16 protein-coding genes and 1 pseudogene are annotated in these 19,647 nt (G+C 64.9%); 10 read left to right on the top strand and 7 right to left on the bottom strand.

The features are described 5' to 3' along the window. Position 1 precedes the first annotated feature (1 nt). The 4 genes from EOA79_RS06770 to EOA79_RS06755 are packed head-to-tail and all read right to left on the bottom strand — an operon-like array spanning position 2 to position 5,739. Complete coding sequence (locus EOA79_RS06770) at positions 2 to 2,851, bottom strand: 2Fe-2S iron-sulfur cluster-binding protein (protein WP_095825746.1); 2,850 nt, start codon at positions 2,849 to 2,851, stop codon at positions 2 to 4. Beyond that, entirely contained in the window at positions 2,848 to 3,105 is a 258-nt protein-coding gene (locus EOA79_RS06765) for a sarcosine oxidase subunit delta (protein WP_066989149.1), read from the bottom strand. Before EOA79_RS06765 ends, EOA79_RS06770 begins: the two co-directional genes overlap by 4 nt. Positions 3,106 to 3,107: 2 nt before the next feature. After that, the gene (locus EOA79_RS06760) at positions 3,108 to 4,349 is read right to left on the bottom strand and encodes an FAD-dependent oxidoreductase (protein WP_095801039.1); all 1,242 of its coding nucleotides are present in this window, start codon (positions 4,347 to 4,349) and stop codon (positions 3,108 to 3,110) included. Continuing rightward, on the bottom strand, positions 4,339 to 5,739 hold the full coding sequence (locus EOA79_RS06755) for an MmgE/PrpD family protein (protein ID WP_095825747.1): 1,401 nt from the start codon (positions 5,737 to 5,739) through the stop codon (positions 4,339 to 4,341). Before EOA79_RS06755 ends, EOA79_RS06760 begins: the two co-directional genes overlap by 11 nt. A gap of 167 nt (positions 5,740 to 5,906) precedes the next feature. Here EOA79_RS06755 and EOA79_RS06750 point away from each other — a divergent pair, with 167 nt between their 5' ends. Beyond that, positions 5,907 to 6,800: a LysR substrate-binding domain-containing protein gene (locus tag EOA79_RS06750; RefSeq protein WP_095776670.1), complete on the top strand. Its 894-nt coding sequence runs from the start codon at positions 5,907 to 5,909 to the stop codon at positions 6,798 to 6,800. 114 nt (positions 6,801 to 6,914) lie between these two features. On the opposite strand, the gene EOA79_RS06745 is transcribed toward EOA79_RS06750, so the two are convergent. Further along, the gene (locus EOA79_RS06745) at positions 6,915 to 7,817 is read right to left on the bottom strand and encodes a GNAT family N-acetyltransferase (protein ID WP_095825748.1); all 903 of its coding nucleotides are present in this window, start codon (positions 7,815 to 7,817) and stop codon (positions 6,915 to 6,917) included. Between the two features lie 234 nt (positions 7,818 to 8,051). Between EOA79_RS06745 and argE the strand changes: the two genes are divergently transcribed. The 6 genes from argE to EOA79_RS06715 all read left to right on the top strand — a co-directional run bounded on the left by argE (position 8,052) and on the right by EOA79_RS06715 (position 14,633). Then, positions 8,052 to 9,176 (top strand): acetylornithine deacetylase, encoded by a 1,125-nt coding sequence (gene argE / locus EOA79_RS06740; RefSeq protein WP_095825749.1) that lies wholly within the window; start codon positions 8,052 to 8,054, stop codon positions 9,174 to 9,176. Positions 9,177 to 9,189: 13 nt separating this feature from the next. Further along, on the top strand, positions 9,190 to 10,113 hold the full coding sequence (locus EOA79_RS06735; protein ID WP_095825750.1) for a glyoxylate/hydroxypyruvate reductase A: 924 nt from the start codon (positions 9,190 to 9,192) through the stop codon (positions 10,111 to 10,113). 23 nt (positions 10,114 to 10,136) lie between these two features. After that, positions 10,137 to 10,490 carry a cupin domain-containing protein gene (locus EOA79_RS06730; protein ID WP_095825817.1) on the top strand — a complete coding sequence of 118 codons (354 nt, stop codon included), beginning with the start codon at positions 10,137 to 10,139 and terminating at the stop codon, positions 10,488 to 10,490. A 149-nt stretch (positions 10,491 to 10,639) separates the two neighbouring features. Continuing rightward, positions 10,640 to 12,103 (top strand): aldehyde dehydrogenase family protein, encoded by a 1,464-nt coding sequence (locus tag EOA79_RS06725; protein WP_095825751.1) that lies wholly within the window; start codon positions 10,640 to 10,642, stop codon positions 12,101 to 12,103. A 10-nt stretch (positions 12,104 to 12,113) separates the two neighbouring features. After that, a complete protein-coding gene (locus EOA79_RS06720) occupies positions 12,114 to 13,157 on the top strand; it encodes a tartrate dehydrogenase (RefSeq protein ID WP_095825752.1) in 1,044 nt (347 codons plus the stop codon). Between the two features lie 18 nt (positions 13,158 to 13,175). Beyond that, complete coding sequence (locus EOA79_RS06715) at positions 13,176 to 14,633, top strand: NAD-dependent succinate-semialdehyde dehydrogenase (RefSeq protein WP_095825753.1); 1,458 nt, start codon at positions 13,176 to 13,178, stop codon at positions 14,631 to 14,633. Positions 14,634 to 14,646: 13 nt separating this feature from the next. Here the strand turns inward: EOA79_RS06715 and EOA79_RS06710 are convergent, their stop codons facing one another. Together EOA79_RS06710 and EOA79_RS06705 are read right to left on the bottom strand one after the other, a co-directional pair. Then, complete coding sequence (locus tag EOA79_RS06710; RefSeq protein ID WP_095825754.1) at positions 14,647 to 15,921, bottom strand: FAD-binding oxidoreductase; 1,275 nt, start codon at positions 15,919 to 15,921, stop codon at positions 14,647 to 14,649. 16 nt (positions 15,922 to 15,937) lie between these two features. Further along, complete coding sequence (locus EOA79_RS06705; protein WP_066989167.1) at positions 15,938 to 16,606, bottom strand: haloacid dehalogenase type II; 669 nt, start codon at positions 16,604 to 16,606, stop codon at positions 15,938 to 15,940. A 320-nt stretch (positions 16,607 to 16,926) separates the two neighbouring features. Here EOA79_RS06705 and EOA79_RS06700 point away from each other — a divergent pair, with 320 nt between their 5' ends. The 3 genes and pseudogenes from EOA79_RS06700 to EOA79_RS06690 all read left to right on the top strand — a co-directional run. Continuing rightward, entirely contained in the window at positions 16,927 to 17,766 is an 840-nt protein-coding gene (locus tag EOA79_RS06700; RefSeq protein ID WP_095825755.1) for a GNAT family N-acetyltransferase, read from the top strand. Positions 17,767 to 17,780: 14 nt separating this feature from the next. Then, the gene (locus EOA79_RS06695; RefSeq protein ID WP_095825756.1) at positions 17,781 to 19,154 is read left to right on the top strand and encodes an aspartate aminotransferase family protein; all 1,374 of its coding nucleotides are present in this window, start codon (positions 17,781 to 17,783) and stop codon (positions 19,152 to 19,154) included. A gap of 238 nt (positions 19,155 to 19,392) precedes the next feature. After that, positions 19,393 to 19,647: pseudogene (locus EOA79_RS06690) on the top strand (hydrolase); the annotation flags it as partial.

The following is a 19,647-nucleotide window of genomic DNA, read 5'->3' as shown; positions in this document are numbered from 1 at the left end:
GTTACATCTCCTGCCGGACGTTCTGCGGATCGACGAAGGCGTGACCGATCACCGGCACCTGCACCAATTCGCCGCTGCGACACTTCACCGTGACCTTGCTGCCGGGAGCAGCGTCGTCGATATGGACATAGGCCAGCGCGACTGTGTGGCCAAGCGTTGGCGAGAAGCCAATCGAAGTGATCTGCCCAACCGGGTTGCCGCCGCGCAGCACCAGGCAGGACTCGCCGGGGATATTGCTTGCACCCTCGAAAGAGAGGCCGACGAGCCGGCGCCTTTCGCCAAGCCTCGTCCGCATCTCGATCGACCGCTTGCCGATGAAGAAGGGCTTCTTCTTCGACACCGCCCAGCCGAAACCGAGCTCGTTGGGCGTGGTCAGCGCGTCGGTATCCTGGCCGATCAGGATATGCCCCTTTTCAAGCCGCAGCATGCGCGAGGCCTCGAGTCCATAGGGACGCAAGCCATGCGGCTTGCCGGCCTCGGACAAAGCGTCCCACAGCGCGACCGCATAGCTCGAAGGACAGTGCAGCTCGTAGCTCACCTCGCCCGTGAAGCCGATCCGCATCACACGCACCGGCAGGCCGGCCAGCATGCCTTCGCGCCCGTGGAGATAGGGGAAAGCATCGCGCGAGAAATCGATGTCGCCATCTAGCGCCTGCAAGACCTCACGCGCCTTCGGGCCGGTGACGTTCATGCCGGAAAATGCTGCCGTGACGTTGAGCACGTCGACCTTCAGCCGCCACTGCGCATTCCAGAACAGCATGTCGGCCTGCACGCGGGCGACGGCGCCGGTCGTCGCGGTGACGTAGAACAGGTCATCGGCGAGACGATAGGCGACGCCGTCATCGATAACCGTGCCCATCTCGTTGAGCATCAGGCAGTAGCGGACGCGGCCGACGGACTGGTTGGCATGCGCCATCGTGTACATCCGATCGAGGAAGGCGCCGGCGTCAGGACCGCGGATCTCCAGCTTGCCCAAAGTCGACACGTCGAGCATGCCGACGCCGTTGCGGACCGCGGCGATCTCTTCGCGGACCAGGCGGTCTATCCGGTCTTCCGGCCCGTAAAAATACGGCCGCCACCAGGCACCGATCGGCTTCATGCGAGCGTTGAGTGCGAGATGGCGCGCATGCAGCGCGGTGCGCCGCTCCAACGGCTCGTGATGGCCGGCGAGCACGCCGAGCTTCTCCGGTCCGGTCGGCGGCCGCGCCGTGGTGACGCCCACCTCGCCAACCCCACGCTCCGTCGCTTCGGCGACGATCCGCGCCGTGGCGAGCGCCGAATGGCGGCCCTGGCTAGGCCCCATGCCGACGGTGGAAAAGCGCTTCACCAGTTCGAGTTCGCGATAGCCTTCCTTGACCGCATTCCGCAGGTCCTTGACCTGCAGATCCTCATCGAAATCGACGAAGTCGCGACCTTTTGCGTTGCCGGCGAGCGGTTGTGCCCAGGCAGCTGGCTCGGGCTCGCATTCGTTCTGCACGTCAGGAGGATCGCCGTGGCCGAGCCGCTCCAGAGCCTCGCGCGCGGCGCGGCGGCCGTCGGCCATCGCAGACTGCAACCGCGATTTGCCGGCAACGGCGCCTGCCAGCCGGACGGCCGCGCCCACCGGCAGACTGAGCGTCATTCGCGCCGTCGCATCGTCGTAGCCAACTATCGCTCCCGCATGGCAGGGCAACTGCCAGGCAGGCACCGAGCCGACGGAGACCGCCACGAGATCGCAGTCGATCCAGCGGCTGCCAATGCGGACCCGCGTCACATGCTTGTTGCCGCGCGTCCCGGACGCTTCCTCGATCGGTGCGCCTGCGAGGATCCCTATCCCCCTGGCCCGAAGCTCACCGGCGCGGTCGCCGGCATTTGGCCGAGGATCGACGATCGCGGCCAGTTCGACGCCAGCCTCGACCAGATCCAGCGCGGAGTCGTAGCCATCGTCATTGGCGGCCAGCACGACTGCCCGCCGGCCAGGCTGCACCGCGTAATGGCGGAGCAATCGTTGCACGGCGCCGCCGGCCATGATGCCAGGCAGATCGTTGTTGCGGAACACCGCCGGCTGCTCGATGGCGCCTGTCGCCAGGACAACCTCGCGGGCGCGGGTTCGGTAGAGCCGGTTGCCCTGGATCAGCGGCAGCCAATTGTCCTCATACCAGCCGTTGCAGATGGTGCCGGTCATGATGCGCAGATTGGGGAGCTTGGCTGCCTTGGCTGCCAGACTGAACAATATGCCCGGATCGCAGCGGCGATAGGTCAGCGAACCGCCAATTTCGGGATTGTCGTCGCACAACAGCACGTCGGCGCCGGCTTGTGCGGCCGAGATCGCAGCCGATAGACCCGCCGGCCCCGCGCCGACGACCAGCAGGTCGCAGTGAAGATGCGCCTTGTCGAAACTCAGATGCGGCGCCTTGACGTCGACGATCCCGAGCCCCGCCTTGCGACGGATCATCGGCTCCCAGAAGCGGAGCCAGCTGTCCTGTCTCGGACCCATGAAGGTGCGGTAGTAGAAGCCGACCGGCAGGAAACGTCCAAAGCGGTCGATCACCGCATCGCGGTCGTTTTCCAGCGAGCCGTTGACGTTCTGCGCCGTCACCATCATGCCGTCCTGGAGCGGCGTCAGGTCGGCGGGAACATTCGGCTCCGACGGCAATTGCACCAGCGTGTTCGCTTCCGCGCCGGCCATGGTCATGATGCCGCGCGGCCGGTGGTATTTGAACGAGCGCGACAGGACCCACTGGTCCGAGGCCGCCAGCGCGCTGGCGATGCAGTCGCCGGCAAAGCCATGATAAGCCTTGCCTTCGAAGGTGAAGCGGACAGGCCGCGTCCGGTCGAGGCGCGAGCCGTATGGCGTGCCAAGCCGCGTCATGGCCGGCTCCCAGGCGCATAGGTGCGGATGATTTCGTTGGTGACGACGTCGCGCTCGGCGAGGAAGAAGAAGTTGCTCGGCACGTGCCGCCACCACTCGACCACTACACCTTTTCGATTGTCCGCGCGAAAGAGATGCCTTGCCCACTCAGCGTCGGCGGCAGCATCCGCATCGGGCGCCTGCCGCAGCGGACCGAAGGACTGGAATTCGTCGATGTTGCGCGGGCCGTTCATGGGGCAGTCAAGCAGCTTCATGGTCAGTGGCTCGCCGCCGTGGCGCCCATTTCGTTGAGCAGTCGGAACTTCTCGAAGCGCTCCAGCGCAAACGGCTTCAGCAGGTCGGGAACCCGGCCCCTGGCGATGGTTTCCGCCATGCGCTTGCCGGCGACCGCAGTCGCCTTGAAGCCCCAGGTGCCCCAGCCGCAATCGAGCCACAGATTGGCGAGAGGGCTGGCGCCCATGATCGGGCTGTAGTCCGGCGTCATGTCGGTGATGCCGGCCCATTGCCGCAGCAGCCGCACACTTTGCAGGAAGGGAAAGAGATGCACGGCGCCTTCCGCCAGATGCTCCTTCATGTCCAGCGTCGAGCGGGTCGAATAGAGCTGGTACGGATCCGAGCCGCCACCGATGACGATCTCGCCGCGCGAGGATTGCACCAGATAGGTGTGCAGCGACACGGACGAGACCAGCGTGTGGAGCCAGGGCTTCAGCGGCTGCGTCACCATTGCCTGCAAGGGGTAGCAGCGGATCGGCAGTTCCACGCCGGCCATCATGGCGACATCGTAGTTCATGCCGCCGGCGGCGATGAGCACGGAGCCGCAGGCGATCCGTCCGCGGTTCGTCACCACAGCGCGCACCCGACCGGTCTCGACCTCAAAGCCTTGAACTTCGGTGCGCTGGTGGATTTCGGCGCCGCGGCGCGAGGCCTGCGCGGCGAAGCCCCAGGCAACCGCATCGTGGCGGGCCGTGCCGCCATCGGCATGCCAGAGGCCGCCGAGGATCTCGAGCGCGCCGCCGCGATCCATGTTGAGTTCGGGCACCAGCTTCTCGACCTCTTTTGCGTCGATCACCTCGGTGCGCGTGCCCATATGCTTGCCCATCTCGGCGCGCAGATGGAAGGCGCGCAGCGTCGCTTCCGTGTGTGCGAGCGTCAGCTGGCCGCGCTGCGAGAACATGACGTTGAAGTCGAGTTCCTGCGACAGCGCTTCGAAGAGCGAAACGCCTTCCTTGTAGAAGGCGACGCCTTCCTGGGTGATGTAATTGGAGCGGATCGTCGTGGTGTTGCGTGCGGTATTGCCGCCGGCCAGATAGCCTTTTTCGAGCACCGCGATGCTGGCGATATCATGGTATTTCGACAGATAATGCGCGCAGGCCAAGCCATGCCCGCCGCCACCGACGATGACCACGTCATAGGACGGCTTCAGCTCAGGCGTCGCAGGAATGTCGCCCGTCACCGGATAGTCGCGGCTAAGCCCGTACTTGAGAAGCCTAAGCGGCATGGCTGCCCTGGCCGCCAGGAGGATCGTAGACCAGAGCGGTCACCTCGGAAAACCGGTGGTCGGCGTCGGTCAGGCCGAGAATACCGTCCCGGATCGCGGCGGCCCTGGTCGAGCCGAGAACGGGCGACGCAAACTCCATGTACTTGGCGACGATATCGTCTTCGCTGAACGGGGCTTCGGGGCCGCCGCGTGCGTGGACATCTCCGGACTCCAGCCGCCGGCCGTCAACCGTCTCGATCTGCACGTCGGCCCAGCGCCCGGCGGGGAAACGGTCGCTGTGCTTCGCCGCCTCGTTCACCTCGACGCGCTTCAGCATATCCGCGACGGCGGCATCGCGCAGACCTGAGCCCGAAATGTGCTCCACGCCGATCCGGCCATGGAGGATCATCGTGGCCACGGCGAAGGGCAGGCTGTACTGCGCCTTTGATGTCGTGTCCGGCATGCCGGCAAACAGCGTCGCCGCATAGTGGAAGCTGTTGACATGGACTTTGCGTATGTCTTCCGGCCGAAGCCCATGCTGCAGGCAAAGCGCGCGCGTCGCGTCGATCGCCGCATGGGCCCAGCGGCAGACCGGATAGGGTTTTATGTATTGCCGGGTCATCTGCCAGAACAGGCCGAGGTCATCCCAATGTGCCGCGACCTCCGGCGCCTCGACCGTGATGGCCGGCGCGCCGGCGAAACCCGCTTCGGCAAGCACGGCGGCCGACAGCCCGACCAGCGCCCCCATGCCTGAGCCGTCGTGAAGCATGGTCGGCGTTGCGATCTCGCGCATCATCTGGCTGCGCGGTCCGTGATACTCGGCGATGCCGAAAGCATGGCGCAGTTGATCGTCGTCAAGCGAAAGCACGCGGGCCGCGACCGCCGCCACGCCAAGAGAATTCCACGCGCCGGAGGTGTGATAGTCCGAGACGGTTGCGTGCAGCGCAATGCCGGCCCGCCCCGCGATCTCATAGCCGACGACGATCGCGGCCAGCGCCTCGGGGCCAGTCAACTCCGGCTTTTCTTCTGCGAGCGCAAGCAGCGCCGGGATAACCGCCACGCCGATGTGCCCCTTGGTCGGCGGGTAACCATCATGGCCGTCGAGATTGTCGATCTGGGTCGCTGCCGCGAAGGCGGCGCCGGCCATGCTGGCGCGCCTGCCGTCGAAGATCATCCTCGCTGCGTGCCGGTCGGCGCCGGAACCGTAGAGCATAACCGCGGCGTCGCGCGCGATTTGCCCCGCCTGCATCGGGCCGGCGGCGATGGCAATGCCCATCGTGTCGAGGAACTGGAGGGCTGCCGATTTCAGAACGTCGCGTGGGAACGCGCCGGCCAACCTGCGCAGCACGAAGTCGGCAACACGGGCAATTGCGGTGGAAGCAGACTCACCTTCCGCCGTCCGCTGGTCCATGGCGCCACCTTTCGCGTCCCGATCGCTCCAAGGTAACTACGAATAATTTGGTCTCATGGGCCAGGCACGTAATTAGTTTGGCGCCATCGCACAAAAAAATCGAGGTCAAGGCGGTTGCGGAGGCCAACGGCGCCGGTCTAGTTTTCGCTTTGCCAAGGAGCGATCGCATGAAGCCGCCACCCCCACTGAACTATATCCGCTCGTTCGAGTGCTCGGCGCGGCATCTCAGCTTCACCCTTGCTGCCAACGAGCTCGGCTATACCCAGGCGGCGGTCAGCAATCATGTGCGGGGGCTGGAACATTATCTTGGCCGGCAGCTTTTCGTGCGCTATCCGCGCAGCCTGAAGCTGACCGAAATGGGCGAGGCTTTCCTGCCGACGCTGCGGCAGGCGCTCGACCAGATCGATCACGCCACGGAGGCGATCGTCGCCTCCTCGCGCAACAGGACGGTCGTCATCTCCTGTCCGATGAGCCTGGCCGAAAACTGGCTGGCCGGCTGCATGGCGGCGTTCCGGCAAATCCATCCGGAGATCGAGGTCGTTCTGCACGGCACGATCTGGGAAGACCTCAGCGAGCAGATCGCCGACATCACCATCTCGACCCGCCGCTTCGACGACCGCCCGCCGAGTGGCGTTCCGCTGTGGAACGACCAGCTCGCCATCCTCTGCGCACCCGGGCTGCTGTCCGGGCCGAAAGGGCTGCGCTCGCCGCGCGATATCCTCAACGTCGACTGGATCTTCGTCCATGGCCGCCAAGAATATTGGCAATGCATGGGCGACGCGCTGCAGATCGACATTTCGGATTATGAGAAAGGCATCACCACGAACGCCTCGAACATTGCGCTGGAACTGGCGGCGATGGGCGCGGGCTGCGTCGCCACGCAATATTCGCTGGCGAGAACCTATATCAGCCGCGGGCTTCTGGTGGAGCCTTTCCCCGTGCGGGCCGCCAGTCCATGGACCTATTATCTTTCGGAGAGCCAGCTCTCGAAAGGCAGCGTGGTGAGGACCGTCAGAGGGTGGATCATGGAACGAGCCAACGCCCATGTAGAAACCGTTTAGGCTGACGGCTGGGCAGCCATGATGATGCCGGTGCCTTTATCGTGCCGTCTCAGTCATGCGTCCGTTTCCCCTCCTCGCACTCGCGTCTGGGAGAAAGAAGCAATCCGAAGACAACTACCCGAGGGTTTGACTTGCTAAGGCATAGGTCTTCGGCCTAGCCGAGCCGCCGTCGGAGAAATCGCCAAGGCATTTGCCCTTCGACATGGTCAGCACCGTATCGAAGACCGGCATTCCGCTGTGCGACAGGAAGGCGGCGAACTCGCCATTGTCCATGTGCGTGTCGATCCTGAGGAAATATCCCGAATGGTCGGCCACGTGCGGCCGGACGACCGCAAGGGCGTCGGGGTCGCTTCCCGCCACGACCGGCCCTATGACATGGCCCCGCCCGAACGGTCGGCAGAAGGCAAAAGCGGTCAGCTTGTTCCCGTCGAAAAGGCCGTAGCCGGCCGAATGCTCGAAGAGCTTTTCGATGAGCGCTGTCCGCCTCACGCCAAATCCCGCCGCGTCCAGCGCGATCGCCGCCGCAATATCGCCCGCGTCCAAGGTCCGGACGTTGCCGCGCCCTTCCGTCGGCCGGCCCGCTGTCGGCACGCGGGCGATGCCCTGGCATTGATAGACGGTCTTCTCCGGCTGGAAGTCGAGAGAGAGATAAAGCCGCCGCGCAGCACGGGTTGCGTTGAGGCGCAGATCGCGCCCGGGAATCCTGTCGAAGATCCGCTTCATTAGCCATTGCGCCGCCCCCTGCGTCTGAAGCCGCGGCGAGGTGATGACCATCCCCACGGTGGCGAAATTGGCGCCATGCGGGAACCACATGGCCGAACCGAGAGCCCGGCCGATCTCATCGAGCGCCACGAAGCCCTGGCCCGATTCACGCAGGAATTGCCAGTCCTCGGCGCGATGCGGCCATCCCACTGACAGCGAGAGCGCGTGCAACCTCTCCAGGTCGACATCTTGGACGTCGCCGATACGCATCGAGAAGGCATCGATTTTCAAGCTTTCGGACGGCTTCACTTCCATGGCCCTGAAAGAACCCTCAAAAATCAACGGGCGAGCAGACCGCTGACCCGTGCCCGCCAACGCTAGACAAGCAAACCCCACAGGATTTGCTCGAAAGCCGTGCACCAACGCAAGATTCAACTGAAATACTTCCGCTTTCGGCATGCAATCGCGTGGCAACGCACCCATCCTCTGCGGAAATTCGCCAGCATGCGGCATCGATGCCGGCGAACCCTAAATGCCTTGAGGGCTGCAATGGACGTCTTCGACATCCTCGACCGTCTCGTCGCCTTTCCGTCGGTCGCCGGCAAGCCCAACGGCGACATTGCCGGCTGGATCGAGGCTCATCTCGCCGAACAAGGCGCGAAGGTCACCCTGCTCCCAGGGCCAGAGGGCGACCGTTTCAATCTTTTCGCCACCATCGGCCCGGCCGAGGTTCCGGGCTACATCCTATCCGGCCATATGGACGTCGTCCCCGCCGGCGAGCCGCAATGGAGTTCGGCCCCTTTTTCGCTGCGCCGGGAGAGCGAACGGCTCTACGGACGCGGCACCACCGACATGAAGGGGTTTCTCGCCGCCGCGCTCGCCGCCGTGCCTGCGCTTGTGCGGCTGCGCCTCGCCAGACCGATCCACCTCGCCTTCTCCTATGACGAGGAGATCGGGTGCCGGGGCGTGCCGCATTTGATCGCCGGGCTGCCCGAGCTTTGCGCCAAGCCGCTCGGCGTCATCGTCGGCGAGCCGAGCGGCATGCGCGCCGTGCGCGGCCACAAGGGCAAGGCGGCCGCCCGCGTAATCATCAGCGGCCGCTCCGGCCACTCCTCGCGACCGGATCTTGGGCTTAACGCCATCCATGCGATGTCCGATGTGCTGAGCGCCGCCGTGAGTGAAGCGGAGCGGCTGATGCATGGCCCGTCCGACCCAACCTTTGAGCCGGCCTATTCCTCGCTGCAGGCCGGTGTGATCGCAGGCGGCCAGTCGGTCAACATCATCCCCGACAGCTGCACGCTCGACCTGGAGGCGCGCGCAATACCGGGCATCGAACCGGCTGGCTTGCTCACCCCGGTCAAGGCGCGGGCTGAAGCTCTTGCCGCTCAAGGCTATGTTGTTGAATGGAAGCCGATCAGCGCCTATCCGGCGCTGTCGCTGCCGCAAGACTCGGCTCTGGCGGGACTGCTGCGCGAATTGACCGGCGAAGCGCCTTTAGCCGCCGTCAGCTACGGGACGGAGGCCGGACTTTACCAAGGCTCCGGGCTCGATGCGATCATCTGCGGCCCCGGCGATATCGGGCGCGCCCACAAGCCGGACGAATATATTCTCGCCAGCGAGCTCGCCGCCTGCCAGCAGATGATCGAGGCGCTGGGCGCGCGATGCGCGGCCTGAAGGAGCAGCCGGAATGACATTCCTCTTCAATTCCGACGCGCGGCGTGGCGCGATCTTCGCCGAGGCCTTCGCTAAGGAGTTGCCGGACCTCCCCTTCACGATCGATGCCTCTACGGTCGATCCCGACGCAGTGCGCTACCTGATCACCTGGACGGTGCCGGAGAACCTCGACCGCTACACCAACCTCGAAATCCTGTTCTCCATCGGCGCCGGCGTCGATCAGTTCCGCTTCGACGCGGTGCCCGCGCCGGTGAAAATCGTGCGCATGGTCGAGGAGGGCATCGTGCGTATGATGCAGGAGTATGTGACGCTCGCCGTGCTTGCGCTCCACCGCAACTTGCCGGCCTATCTGGCGCAGCAGCGCCCCGGAGAATGGCGCGACATCCCTCAGCCTCAAGCCGCGTCGCGCCGGATCGGCGTGCTCGGCCTCGGACAGCTTGGCCAAGCCGTCCTCGACCGGCTGAAACCTTTCGGCTTCCAGCTCTCCGGATGGAGCCGCTCCCCGCGGCGGCTCGAAGGGGTGACCTGTTATCATGGCGAGCTTGGGCTGGAGCAGATGCTGGCGGCCAGTGACATACTGATCTGCCTGCTGCCACTGACCGAGGAGACGCGCGGATTTCTGAACGCCGGCCTGTTCGCGAAACTGCCTGACGGGGCGGCTCTCGTTCATACGGGTCGAGGCCCGCAGCTCGATCACGAAGCGCTTGTCGCCGCGCTCGATAGCGGCCATTTGTCGTCGGCGATGATCGACGTGACCGATCCCGAACCGCTGCCCGCGGGACATCCGTTCTGGTCGCATCCGAAGATCATCCTCACTCCGCACATAGCCAGCGTGACCCAACCCGCGACCGCCGCCCAGGCCGTCATCGACAACATCAAGCGCCACCGCGCCGGGCTCGATCCCATCGGGCTCGTCGACCGGTCGCGCGGTTATTGAAACTCAACTGGAAAGGCCATCCTTTGTCCCTGCTCAAGCCCATCGATATCAACCCGAGCTTTTCGCCCCGCGAATCGACCGCGCTGCCGGAGCGGCTCATTGCCGGCAATCCCGCCTTCAAAACCTGGGCGCAGGACGTGGCCAAGGACGACCTTGTCCATACCGGCGTCTGGGAGGCCACGCCCGGCGAAACGCGCTCGATCAAGGGGGAAACCTTCGAGTTCTGCCATATCCTCGCCGGCGTGGTCGAAATCACGCCCGACGCCGGCGAAACGGTGACCTACCGGGCCGGCGACAGCTTCGTCATGAAGCCGGGCTTCACGGGTGTTTGGAAGACCATCGAGACCGTGCGCAAGATCTACGTCACAGTGGGCTAGCGAGCGCCCGCGCAGGCCCTGACCGCCGCGGAAGATTTTGCCGTCTCTTGTCCCCAGCACGCAACATTCGTCGGCGGCGGATCGCCGAACAGCGCATGCTGCGTGTCGGCACGGGCTAGGCTGAGGCCGATGCTGCCGAGTGGTTGCCCATGAGCCTGAGCTTCGATCCCGATACAATCTCGCTTCCCGTCGGCCACTTCATCGATGGAGAGCTGATTTCGGCCGGGGGTGCGATCGAAATGCGCCGTCCGTCCGATGGCAAGTCCTATGCCGCCTGCCCCGTGGCCGGTGCGGACTTGGTGGACCGGGCGGTGGAAAGTGCCAAGGCGGCGCTGAAAGCCAGCAACTGGGGCGGCGTCCGGCCGCGCGAGCGCACCAGGGCGCTCCACGCCTGGGCCGATTTGATGGAAGCGGAAGCCGAAACGCTCGCCAGGATCGAGGCACTGTCCTCGACCCGGCCCGTCGGCCAGCTCGCCGCCGGCGACATCGCCGTGACCGCCGAGCAGATCCGCTTCTTTGCCGAGTTCGCCGATAAGGAAGGCAGCGAACTCGCGCCGACCGACGACGCCAGTTTCGGCATGATCATGAGCGAACCCTATGGCGTCGTGGCCGCGATCACGCCCTGGAATTTTCCGATCTCGATGGCCGGCTGGAAACTCGGCCCGGCGCTGGCCGCGGGCAATGCAGTCGTGCTGAAGCCGTCCGAAATGACGCCGTTCTCGACCGTTCATTTGGCGCAGCTCGCCGTCAGAGCCGGCCTGCCGGCAGGACTTATCAACGTGGTGCTCGGCGACGGCCCCACGACCGGCACGGCGTTGACCGGCCATCCCGAGATCGCCAAGGTCAGCTTCACCGGTTCAACCCGCGCCGGCTCGGCGATCATGGAGAACGTCGCCCGCACCGGCATCAGGCCGATGACGCTGGAGCTCGGCGGCAAGAGCCCGCAGCTCGTCTTTGCCGATGCCGATCTCGACAAGGCGGCGGCAGCAATCGCCGGCAGCGTCACCTTCAATGCCGGCCAGGCCTGCGTGGCCGGCACGCGCCTGATCGTCGAGAAGAGTGTGGCCGACAGCCTGACGGCGGCCATCCTTGAGCGAGTGAAGGCGGTGAAGCCCGGCCCGACCTGGGACGAGACCACGCAGTATTCGCCGATCATCTCGGAACGGCAGCGGGGGCGTGTCGACGCCATCGTGCGGGCCGCGCTCGAGGGCGGCGGCGAATGCCTGACGGGCGGCACCTTCATGGACAGCCCCGGCTATTTCTACGAGCCGACGCTGATCGCCAACGTCGACCAGGCCAATCCGGCGATCGTCGAGGAAATCTTCGGCCCGGTCCTGACGGTCCAGACCTTCGAGACCGAAGACGAGGCGCTCGCGCTGTCCAGCCATCCGACCTACGGACTGGCTTCCGGCCTGTTCACCGCGGATCTGTCTCGCACGATCCGTCTCGCGCGCAAGCTCGAAGCGGGCACCGTGTGGGTCAACCGCTACAGCCGCTCGCGCGACCACATTCTGCCGACCGGCGGCTATAAGCGCTCCGGCATCGGCAAGGACCTTGGCCGCGAGGCCTATCTCGCCAACCGCAGGACCAAGAGCGTCCTGATCAGCCTGTGAAGAGATGCCAATGAAGACCCACTCGATCGCCCTGATCCCCGGTGATGGCATCGGTCGCGATGTGACCGCCGCCGCCTGGACGGTGCTGGAAACCGTGGCCAAGCACTCCGGCTTTGCCCTGACCGGAACCGAGTTGCCATGGTCCTGTCGTTTCTTCAAGGAAACCGGCCGCATGATGCCCGAGGACGGCATCGAGACCTTGCGCCGCTTCGACGCCATCCTGCTCGGGGCCGTCGGATGGCCGACGGAGGTGCCGGATTCCGTCTCGCTCCACGGGCTGCTGCTGCCGATCCGCAAGGCATTCGTGCAATACGCCAATATCCGGCCGCACCGGCTGCTGCCTGGTGTGAGGGGGCCGCTGCGGGCCGAGAGCTTCGATATTCTGTGCATCCGCGAAAACACCGAAGGCGAATACTCCGGCGCCGGCGGGCGTGTGCATCAAGGCACGCTGGACGAGGTCGCGGTGGAAACCTCGATCTTCACCCGGGCCGGGGTCGAGCGCATCCTGCGCTTCGGCTTCGAGCAGGCACGGGCGCGGCGCGGCAGGCTGGCTTCCGTCACCAAGTCCAACGCACAAAAATATTCGATGGTGTTCTGGGACGAGATCACGCGCAAGCTGGCCGCCGACTATCCGGACGTCGACGTGACCAGCTATCATGTCGACGCACTCGCTGCGCGCATGATCATGGATCCGCAGAGCCTCGACGTGGTCGTCGCTTCCAATCTCTTCGGCGACATACTGACGGATATCGGCGCGGCGATCCAGGGCGGGCTCGGCTACGCAGCTTCCGCCAACATCAACCCCGACCGCTCGGCGCCGTCCATGTTCGAGCCGGTGCACGGCTCCGCGCCCGACATCGCCCACCTCGGCATCGCCAACCCGATCGCCGCCATATGGTCGGGCGCAATGATGCTTGAACATCTGGGCGAAAAGGACGCAGCCGGCCGCGTCATGAACGCGATCGAAGCGACAACGGCGCGAGGGGTGGGAACCACGGCCGGCAAAGATCGTACGGACGCCATCACATCCGCCGTTGTCGCGGCGCTCACCTGATTTGCGAGGTCGTTTTCGATGAAAAGCCTGAAAGACAAAACTCTCTTCCGCGAGGCCGGTCTGATCGGCGGCAGATGGGTCGCGGCAGGTTCCGGCAGAACGGTCGATGTGATCGATCCGGCAACACAGATATCGATCGGCACAGTGCCCGACATGTCCGGCCCGGAGGCCCGCGCGGCCATAGAGGCCGCGGCTTCCGCCTATCGGGATTGGAAAAAGAAGACCCACGCCGAACGCGCCGCCCTGCTGGAGGCCTGGCATGGTCTGATGCTTAAGCATCTGGACGATCTCGCACTGATCCTGACCACGGAACAGGGCAAGCCGCTGGACGAGGCCAAAGGCGAGATCCGCTACGGAGCGTCCTTCGTCAAATGGTTCGCCGAGGAGGCGCGCCGGATCAATGGCCACACCATCCCCTCGCCTACATCAGACCGCCGCATCATCGTCCTGAAGGAACCCGTCGGCGTGTGCGGCATCATCACGCCTTGGAACTTTCCCAATGCGATGATCACCCGCAAGGTTGCGCCGGCGCTGGCCGCCGGCTGCACGGTGGTGATCAAGCCGTCCGAGTTCACGCCCTATTCGGCGTTGGCGCTCGGCGTGCTCGCCGAACGCGCGGGTATTCCCGCCGGCGTCATCAACATCGTCACCGGCATGCCGGCCGAGATCGGCAACGAGATCATGGCGAATGAGACCGTGCGCAAGATCTCCTTCACCGGTTCGACCAGGGTCGGCTCGCTGCTGATGCGCGGAGCGGCCGATAGCGTGAAAAGGCTCAGCCTCGAGCTCGGCGGCAACGCGCCCTTCATCGTCTTCGACGACGCCGACCTCGACCTCGCCGTCGAGGGGGCGCTGGCGTCGAAGTTCCGCAATGGCGGCCAGACCTGCGTGTGCGCCAACCGCATTCTCGTCCAGGCCGGAGTTTATGACGCCTTCTCCGCCAAGCTCAGCGCCCGCGTCAATGCGTTGACGGTGGGACCGGGCACGCAGCCCGGCGTCGCCATCGGGCCGATGATCAACATGGCGGCGGTCGAGAAAATCAATCGGCACGTCGGGGACGCGCTCGCCAAGGGCGCGACGATCGTCACCGATAAGCCGGTGCTGCCGGAGGGTCCTCAATATGTCGCGCCGCTGGTGCTGGCCGGCGCAACAAACGAAATGGAACTCGCCAGCGAGGAGACTTTCGGTCCGGTCGCACCGCTTTTCCGCTTCGAGACGGAAGAGGAAGCGGTCGCGCTTGCCAACGGCACGCCTTACGGGCTTGCCTCCTACTTCTACACCGAGAACCTGAAGCGCGCCTGGCGCGTCGGCGAGGCGCTGGAGTTCGGCATGGTGGGCCTCAACACCGGCTCGGTTTCGATGGAGATAGCTCCCTTCGGCGGCGTCAAGCAGTCCGGCCTCGGGCGCGAGGGCGCGCAGGCCGGCATCGAGGAATATCTGGAACTGAAGAGCTTCCACATGGGCGGGCTGGGTTAAACCCCAGCCCCGATCACTGGATCCGGTCGAGCGCCTTGTAGTAGAGACCGACCATCGGCAGGAACCAGGGCTTGCCGGAATAGCCGGGAATGGCGGGCCACTCGAGCCCCTTCATCGGATTGCGGTCCGCGCGACCAAGCATGGCATCGGCCATGATCATCCCCAGATGGGTGGAAAGCTGCGCGCCGTGGCCGGAATAGCCCATCGCGTACCAGACCCCGTCATGGTAGCCGGCCCGCGGGAAGCGGTCCTTGGTCATGTCGACCAGCCCGCCCCAGCAATAATCGATCTCGACCCTGGCGAGCTGCGGGAAGATCGCCGCGAGGCTTGCCCGCAATATCTGTCCGCTCTTGGCATCGGAGCGCTGGTCCGATGTCGCCGAGAAGCGTGCGCGGCCACCAAAGATCAGGCGCTTGTCCGGCGCAAGCCGGAAGTAGTTGCCGATGTTCATCGAGGTCACGCATGTCCGGTTGCCGGGCATGGTCGCGGCGATCTCGGCGTCGCTCAGCGGTCGCGTGGCGATGATGAAGCTGCCGACGGAAATGATCCTGCGGCGGAAATAGCCGAAATTCGGCGTGGTGTAGGCGCCGGTCGCCACCAGCACATTGTCGGCGCTGATGCGGCCGCGGGAGGTGGTCAGCTGATGCCGCGTGCCGGATTGCCTGTGTTCCGTCACCGCTGCATTCTCGTGGATGACGGCGCCATGACGAACCGCGGCTGTCGCCAGCCCGGCCACGTAGCGGCCCATATGCATCATGGCGCTCTTCTTCGACAGCATCGCGCCATGGAAGGGCGAGCCGATCTCGGATTTGAGATCGTTCGGCGACAGCAGCGCCGTGTCCGGATCGACCTCGGCATGGACGGCCTCGAAGTTACGGGCGATCGCTTCGAAATGCTGCGGCTTGGAGGCGAGCTTCAGCTTGCCGGCGCGGCGGAAATTGCAGTCGATACCCTCCTCGGCGACCAGCGCCTCGATGGTGTCGACGGAATCGTCCAGTGCCCGGTAGAGCGCGATCGCGCGCTCCTTGCCGAGCTCCGCCTTGGCCGAAAGGTAGCTGTGGGCGAGGCCGTTGTTCAGGTGCCCGCCATTGCGTCCGGACGCGCCCCAGCCGACCCGCTCTGCTTCCAGCACCGCCACCTTGGCGCCGGCCTTCGCCAGTTGGCGGGCGGCGGCGAGGCCGGTGAAGCCGCCGCCGATGATGGCGGCGTCGTAGTGTCCCTCGACCGGGCCTTGCGCTCCGCCGGAAAAAACTGGAGCGGTGTCGTGCCAGTAGGAGACCAGCTTCATTTGCAATCCGTCAGTTTCAAAGCCCGACCACGCCCGGAAGACCGGAAATGTCGGCGATCTCGACATAGCCGTAATAGGGGTTGGCCGGCTCGTGGCCGCGATTGACCCAGACCTTGTTCTTGATCCCGAGATCATGCGCCGACATCAGGTCGTAGCGGAACGAGGACGAGCAGTGAAGAACATCCTCCGGACCACAGCCCAGCCTATCGAACATATATTCGAAAGCCTTGAAGCGTGGCTTGTAGGCCTGCGCCTGTTCGGCCGTGTAGACGGCATGGAATGGCGCGCCGAGCTTCTCGACATTGGACATGATCTGCGCGTTCATGGCGTTGGAGAGGATGACCAGCGGAATTTCCTTGGCAACCTTCGCCAGCCCGGCTGGAACGTCCGCGTGGGGCCCCCAGGTCGGGACACGCTCATAGACCATCGTGGCGTCGTCCGGGCTGAAGGAGACGCCGTTGCGCTTGCAGGCGCGCTCGAGCGCGTTGTGGACGACGTCGGCATAGGGCTTCCAGTCGCCCAGGATCTCGTCGAGCCGGTAAGCCGCGAAGTTCTTGATGAACGCCTGCATGCGCGGCTCGTCGAGTCGGCTGCCATAGAGGTCACGCGCCGCCTCGGCCATCTGGAAATTAGTCAACGTGCCGTAGCAGTCGAAGGTGATGTATTTGGGCCTGAAAGAAGCCATATCCGTCGATCTCCGGTGGAAGCACATCCGTGTTGGGACGTCTTTCATCATAGGCCGGCAGGAAGCGACCCACTTGACCGAAAAGCGGCTGCCGAAAGCAGAAAGTTCCGTATCCGCGGTTCCGTTTGGCACGCTGTAGCATCTTGAGTGTCGAAGGATGCCGCCGGTCGAGGCGCTAAACGCATCCAGTTCCATAGGGGCCAGCACAAGATGCGGCGCACCCCCTCAGCAACGGCGAATGATACCGCGGAAGTCGAGACCTTTAGACGATCTGCGGCGCACCGATGATCGAGACTTGGGGTCAGACTGAAAGGTGCGTCATGCAGCAAGGCGAGATCGAACTCCAGGACTTCGGGCCGGATCATATCGAGGGTGCAGTCGCGCTATCTCGGCAGGAGAATTGGCCGCATCGCCCGCAGGATTGGCAGATGGCGCTGCAGCTTTCGAGCGGCGCGGTTGCGCTCGACGACCAGGGCCGGGTCGCCGGGACAATCCTGGTAACGCCTTACGGCGCCGATTGCGCCATGATCAACATGGTGATCGTCGACAGGAACGCGCGAGGCAAAGGGCTCGGGCGCCGGCTCATGGAACAGGCCTTCGCCCTTGCCGGCGACCGTGCGCTGCGGCTCGTCGCCACGACCGACGGCATGCCTCTTTATGAGAAGCTTGGCTTCGTGCCCTCGGGCACGATTCTTCAGCATCAGGGCAAGGTGACAGCGCTTGAGGCTTCCGACGGTGTGGAAGCCGCGGGCGCGCACCATCTGCCGGAAATCAAGGCCCTGGACCGTGACGCCTACGGCGCCGACCGTGAAGCTTTGATCGATGCGCTGGCCGAGCGGGGTGAATTCGCCGTCATCCGCCGCAGTGGCGTCATCGCGGCCTATGCCGCAATCCGCCCGTTCGGACGCGGCGAGGTGATCGGCCCCGTCATCGCCGGAAATGCAGACGACGCCAAGGCCCTGATCAGCTTTTTCGCCGCGTCTCGCCCTGGCGCTTTCCTGCGCGTGGATACCGAAAGCAGGACCGGCATCGCCGGCTGGCTCGGAGAAATCGGCCTCGCTCATGTCGGCGGCGGCGTCGCTATGGACCGTCCGGCCAAGAATGGGGCCGAACAGGCCAGGCCAAAAGTTTACGCCCTCGCCAACCAGGCGCTCGGATAGCCCGGAGGACAACAATGCTCGCCAATTCCCTGATCGAACTCGACCGCGCCCATCTCATCCATCCGGTCGCCTCATATCGCGGCCATGAGGCGCTCGGCGTGCGGGTGCTGAAATCGGCGAAGGGCGCTACCGTGACCGATGCGTCCGGCCGGCAACTTCTCGACGGCTTCGCCGGACTGTGGTGCGTCAATGCCGGCTATGGTCACGACAGCATCGTCGAAGCAGCGGCCCGGCAGATGCGCGAGTTGCCCTACGCCACCGCCTATTTCGATCTCGGCTCGGAGCCCGCCATCCGGCTCGCCTCGGAGCTGGCCGACCGGGCGCCCGGGGATCTCAATCACGTCTATTTCACTCTCGGGGGATCGGACGCGGTCGACAGCACGATCCGGTTCGTCCGCTACTACTGGAATGCCAGAGGCGAGCCTGAACGCGACCAGTTTATTTCCATTGAGCAGGGTTATCACGGATCGTCGGTGGTCGGCGCGGGCCTGACCGCCCTGCCCGCCTTTCATGCCGGTTTCGGCATTCCGTTCGAATGGCAGCACAAGATCCCCTCGCCCTATCCCTATCGCAATCCGGTTGGCGATGACCCGAACGCGATCATCGCCGCATCGCTCGCCGCGCTGAAGGCGAAGATCGAGGAGGTCGGGCCGGAGCGGGTCGCCGCCTTCTACGCCGAGCCGATCCAGGGCTCGGGTGGCGTTATCGTCCCGCCGAAAGGCTGGATCAAGGCGATGCGCGAGCTCTGCCGTGAATACGGCATCCTCTTCATCGCCGACGAGGTGATCACCGGTTTCGGCCGCACCGGCCCCCTGTTTGCCTGCACGGAGGAGGATATCGTTCCCGACTTCATGACCACCGCGAAGGGCCTGACCTCAGGCTATGTCCCTATGGGCGCTGTCTTGATGGCCGATCATGTCTATAACGTCATCGCCGATGGCGCAGGCGCCTCGGCCGTCGGCCACGGCTACACCTATTCCGCCCATCCGGTCAGCGCCGCCGTCGCGCTCGAGGTGCTGAAGCTCTATGAGGAAGGCCTTCTGGAGAACGGCGCCAGGGCGGGCGCGCGCTTGATAGCGGGCCTGTCTGCCTTAAGCGACCATCCATTGGTCGGCGATGTGCGGGGTCGCGGCATGCTTGCCGCCATCGAGCTGGTGGTCGACAAAAAGAAGAAAACGCCGCTTCCGGCCTCGGCCATGCCGGCGCGGCGCGTCTTCGACAGGGCGTGGGACAATGGCCTGATCATCCGCGCCTTCGCGCATGGGGTTCTCGGCTACGCCCCACCGCTCTGCTGCACCGACGGCGACATCGATGCGATCATCGAGCGCACGCGCCGGACGCTGGACCAGACGCTGGACGACGCCGATGTCCGCCGGGCGCTTGCATGAAGGGCGACGCATTTTTCGCATCTCGAAATATCGCCGCGGCAGACGATTTCGCAATTTTGTGCCGCTACCTCGCGCCTTTTCGGCGAATCCAGCGCGGGGGAAGTGCCAGACTGCTTTTTAAGACAAGGCCAGAAAGCCCGGATTTCCGGGCTTTTGAAAAAGGCCGACGCCCCGGACAGCACGGAATTTTGTTCTGTTCAGCATCAGTAATTCGGCCGCGCGCAGAGGAGAGCCAGTCTTGGCCAGGGGCTTTAGCGAATTCAAATACATGACCTTCGATGTGGTCGGCACGCTGATCGACTTCGAAGGCGGCATAACGACCTGCCTGGCCGGGATCGCTGCGGACGCCGGTGTCTCAATCGACGGCGAAGAAGCGCTGGCCCTTTACCGGCAGGCCCGCTACACGCCCGATGCGAACCTGTTCCCCGACGATCTCGCACGTGTCTACATGGTCATCGCACCGCGGCTCGGCCTGCCGGCCGAGGAGAAATAC

The sequence above is a fragment of the Mesorhizobium sp. M1A.F.Ca.IN.020.03.2.1 genome (assembly GCF_004023205.1).
GTDB lineage: Bacteria > Pseudomonadota > Alphaproteobacteria > Rhizobiales > Rhizobiaceae > Mesorhizobium.
Note: the sequence above shows the minus strand (reverse complement) of the source record. Positions and strands in the feature narration are given on the sequence as shown.

Bases quoted from the DNA above. Each gene is read 5' to 3' on its own strand.
- EOA79_RS06770 (WP_095825746.1), bottom strand. From the start codon at position 2,851: ATGACGCGGCTTGGCACGCCATACGGCTCGCGCCTCGACCGGACGCGG.
- EOA79_RS06765 (WP_066989149.1), bottom strand. From the start codon at position 3,105: ATGAAGCTGCTTGACTGCCCCATGAACGGCCCGCGCAACATCGACGAA.
- EOA79_RS06760 (WP_095801039.1), bottom strand. From the start codon at position 4,349: ATGCCGCTTAGGCTTCTCAAGTACGGGCTTAGCCGCGACTATCCGGTG.
- EOA79_RS06755 (WP_095825747.1), bottom strand. From the start codon at position 5,739: ATGGACCAGCGGACGGCGGAAGGTGAGTCTGCTTCCACCGCAATTGCC.
- EOA79_RS06750 (WP_095776670.1), top strand. From the start codon at position 5,907: ATGAAGCCGCCACCCCCACTGAACTATATCCGCTCGTTCGAGTGCTCG.
- EOA79_RS06745 (WP_095825748.1), bottom strand. From the start codon at position 7,817: ATGGAAGTGAAGCCGTCCGAAAGCTTGAAAATCGATGCCTTCTCGATG.
- argE (WP_095825749.1), top strand. From the start codon at position 8,052: ATGGACGTCTTCGACATCCTCGACCGTCTCGTCGCCTTTCCGTCGGTC.
- EOA79_RS06735 (WP_095825750.1), top strand. From the start codon at position 9,190: ATGACATTCCTCTTCAATTCCGACGCGCGGCGTGGCGCGATCTTCGCC.
- EOA79_RS06725 (WP_095825751.1), top strand. From the start codon at position 10,640: ATGAGCCTGAGCTTCGATCCCGATACAATCTCGCTTCCCGTCGGCCAC.
- EOA79_RS06720 (WP_095825752.1), top strand. From the start codon at position 12,114: ATGAAGACCCACTCGATCGCCCTGATCCCCGGTGATGGCATCGGTCGC.
- EOA79_RS06715 (WP_095825753.1), top strand. From the start codon at position 13,176: ATGAAAAGCCTGAAAGACAAAACTCTCTTCCGCGAGGCCGGTCTGATC.
- EOA79_RS06710 (WP_095825754.1), bottom strand. From the start codon at position 15,921: ATGAAGCTGGTCTCCTACTGGCACGACACCGCTCCAGTTTTTTCCGGC.
- EOA79_RS06705 (WP_066989167.1), bottom strand. From the start codon at position 16,606: ATGGCTTCTTTCAGGCCCAAATACATCACCTTCGACTGCTACGGCACG.
- EOA79_RS06700 (WP_095825755.1), top strand. From the start codon at position 16,927: ATGCAGCAAGGCGAGATCGAACTCCAGGACTTCGGGCCGGATCATATC.
- EOA79_RS06695 (WP_095825756.1), top strand. From the start codon at position 17,781: ATGCTCGCCAATTCCCTGATCGAACTCGACCGCGCCCATCTCATCCAT.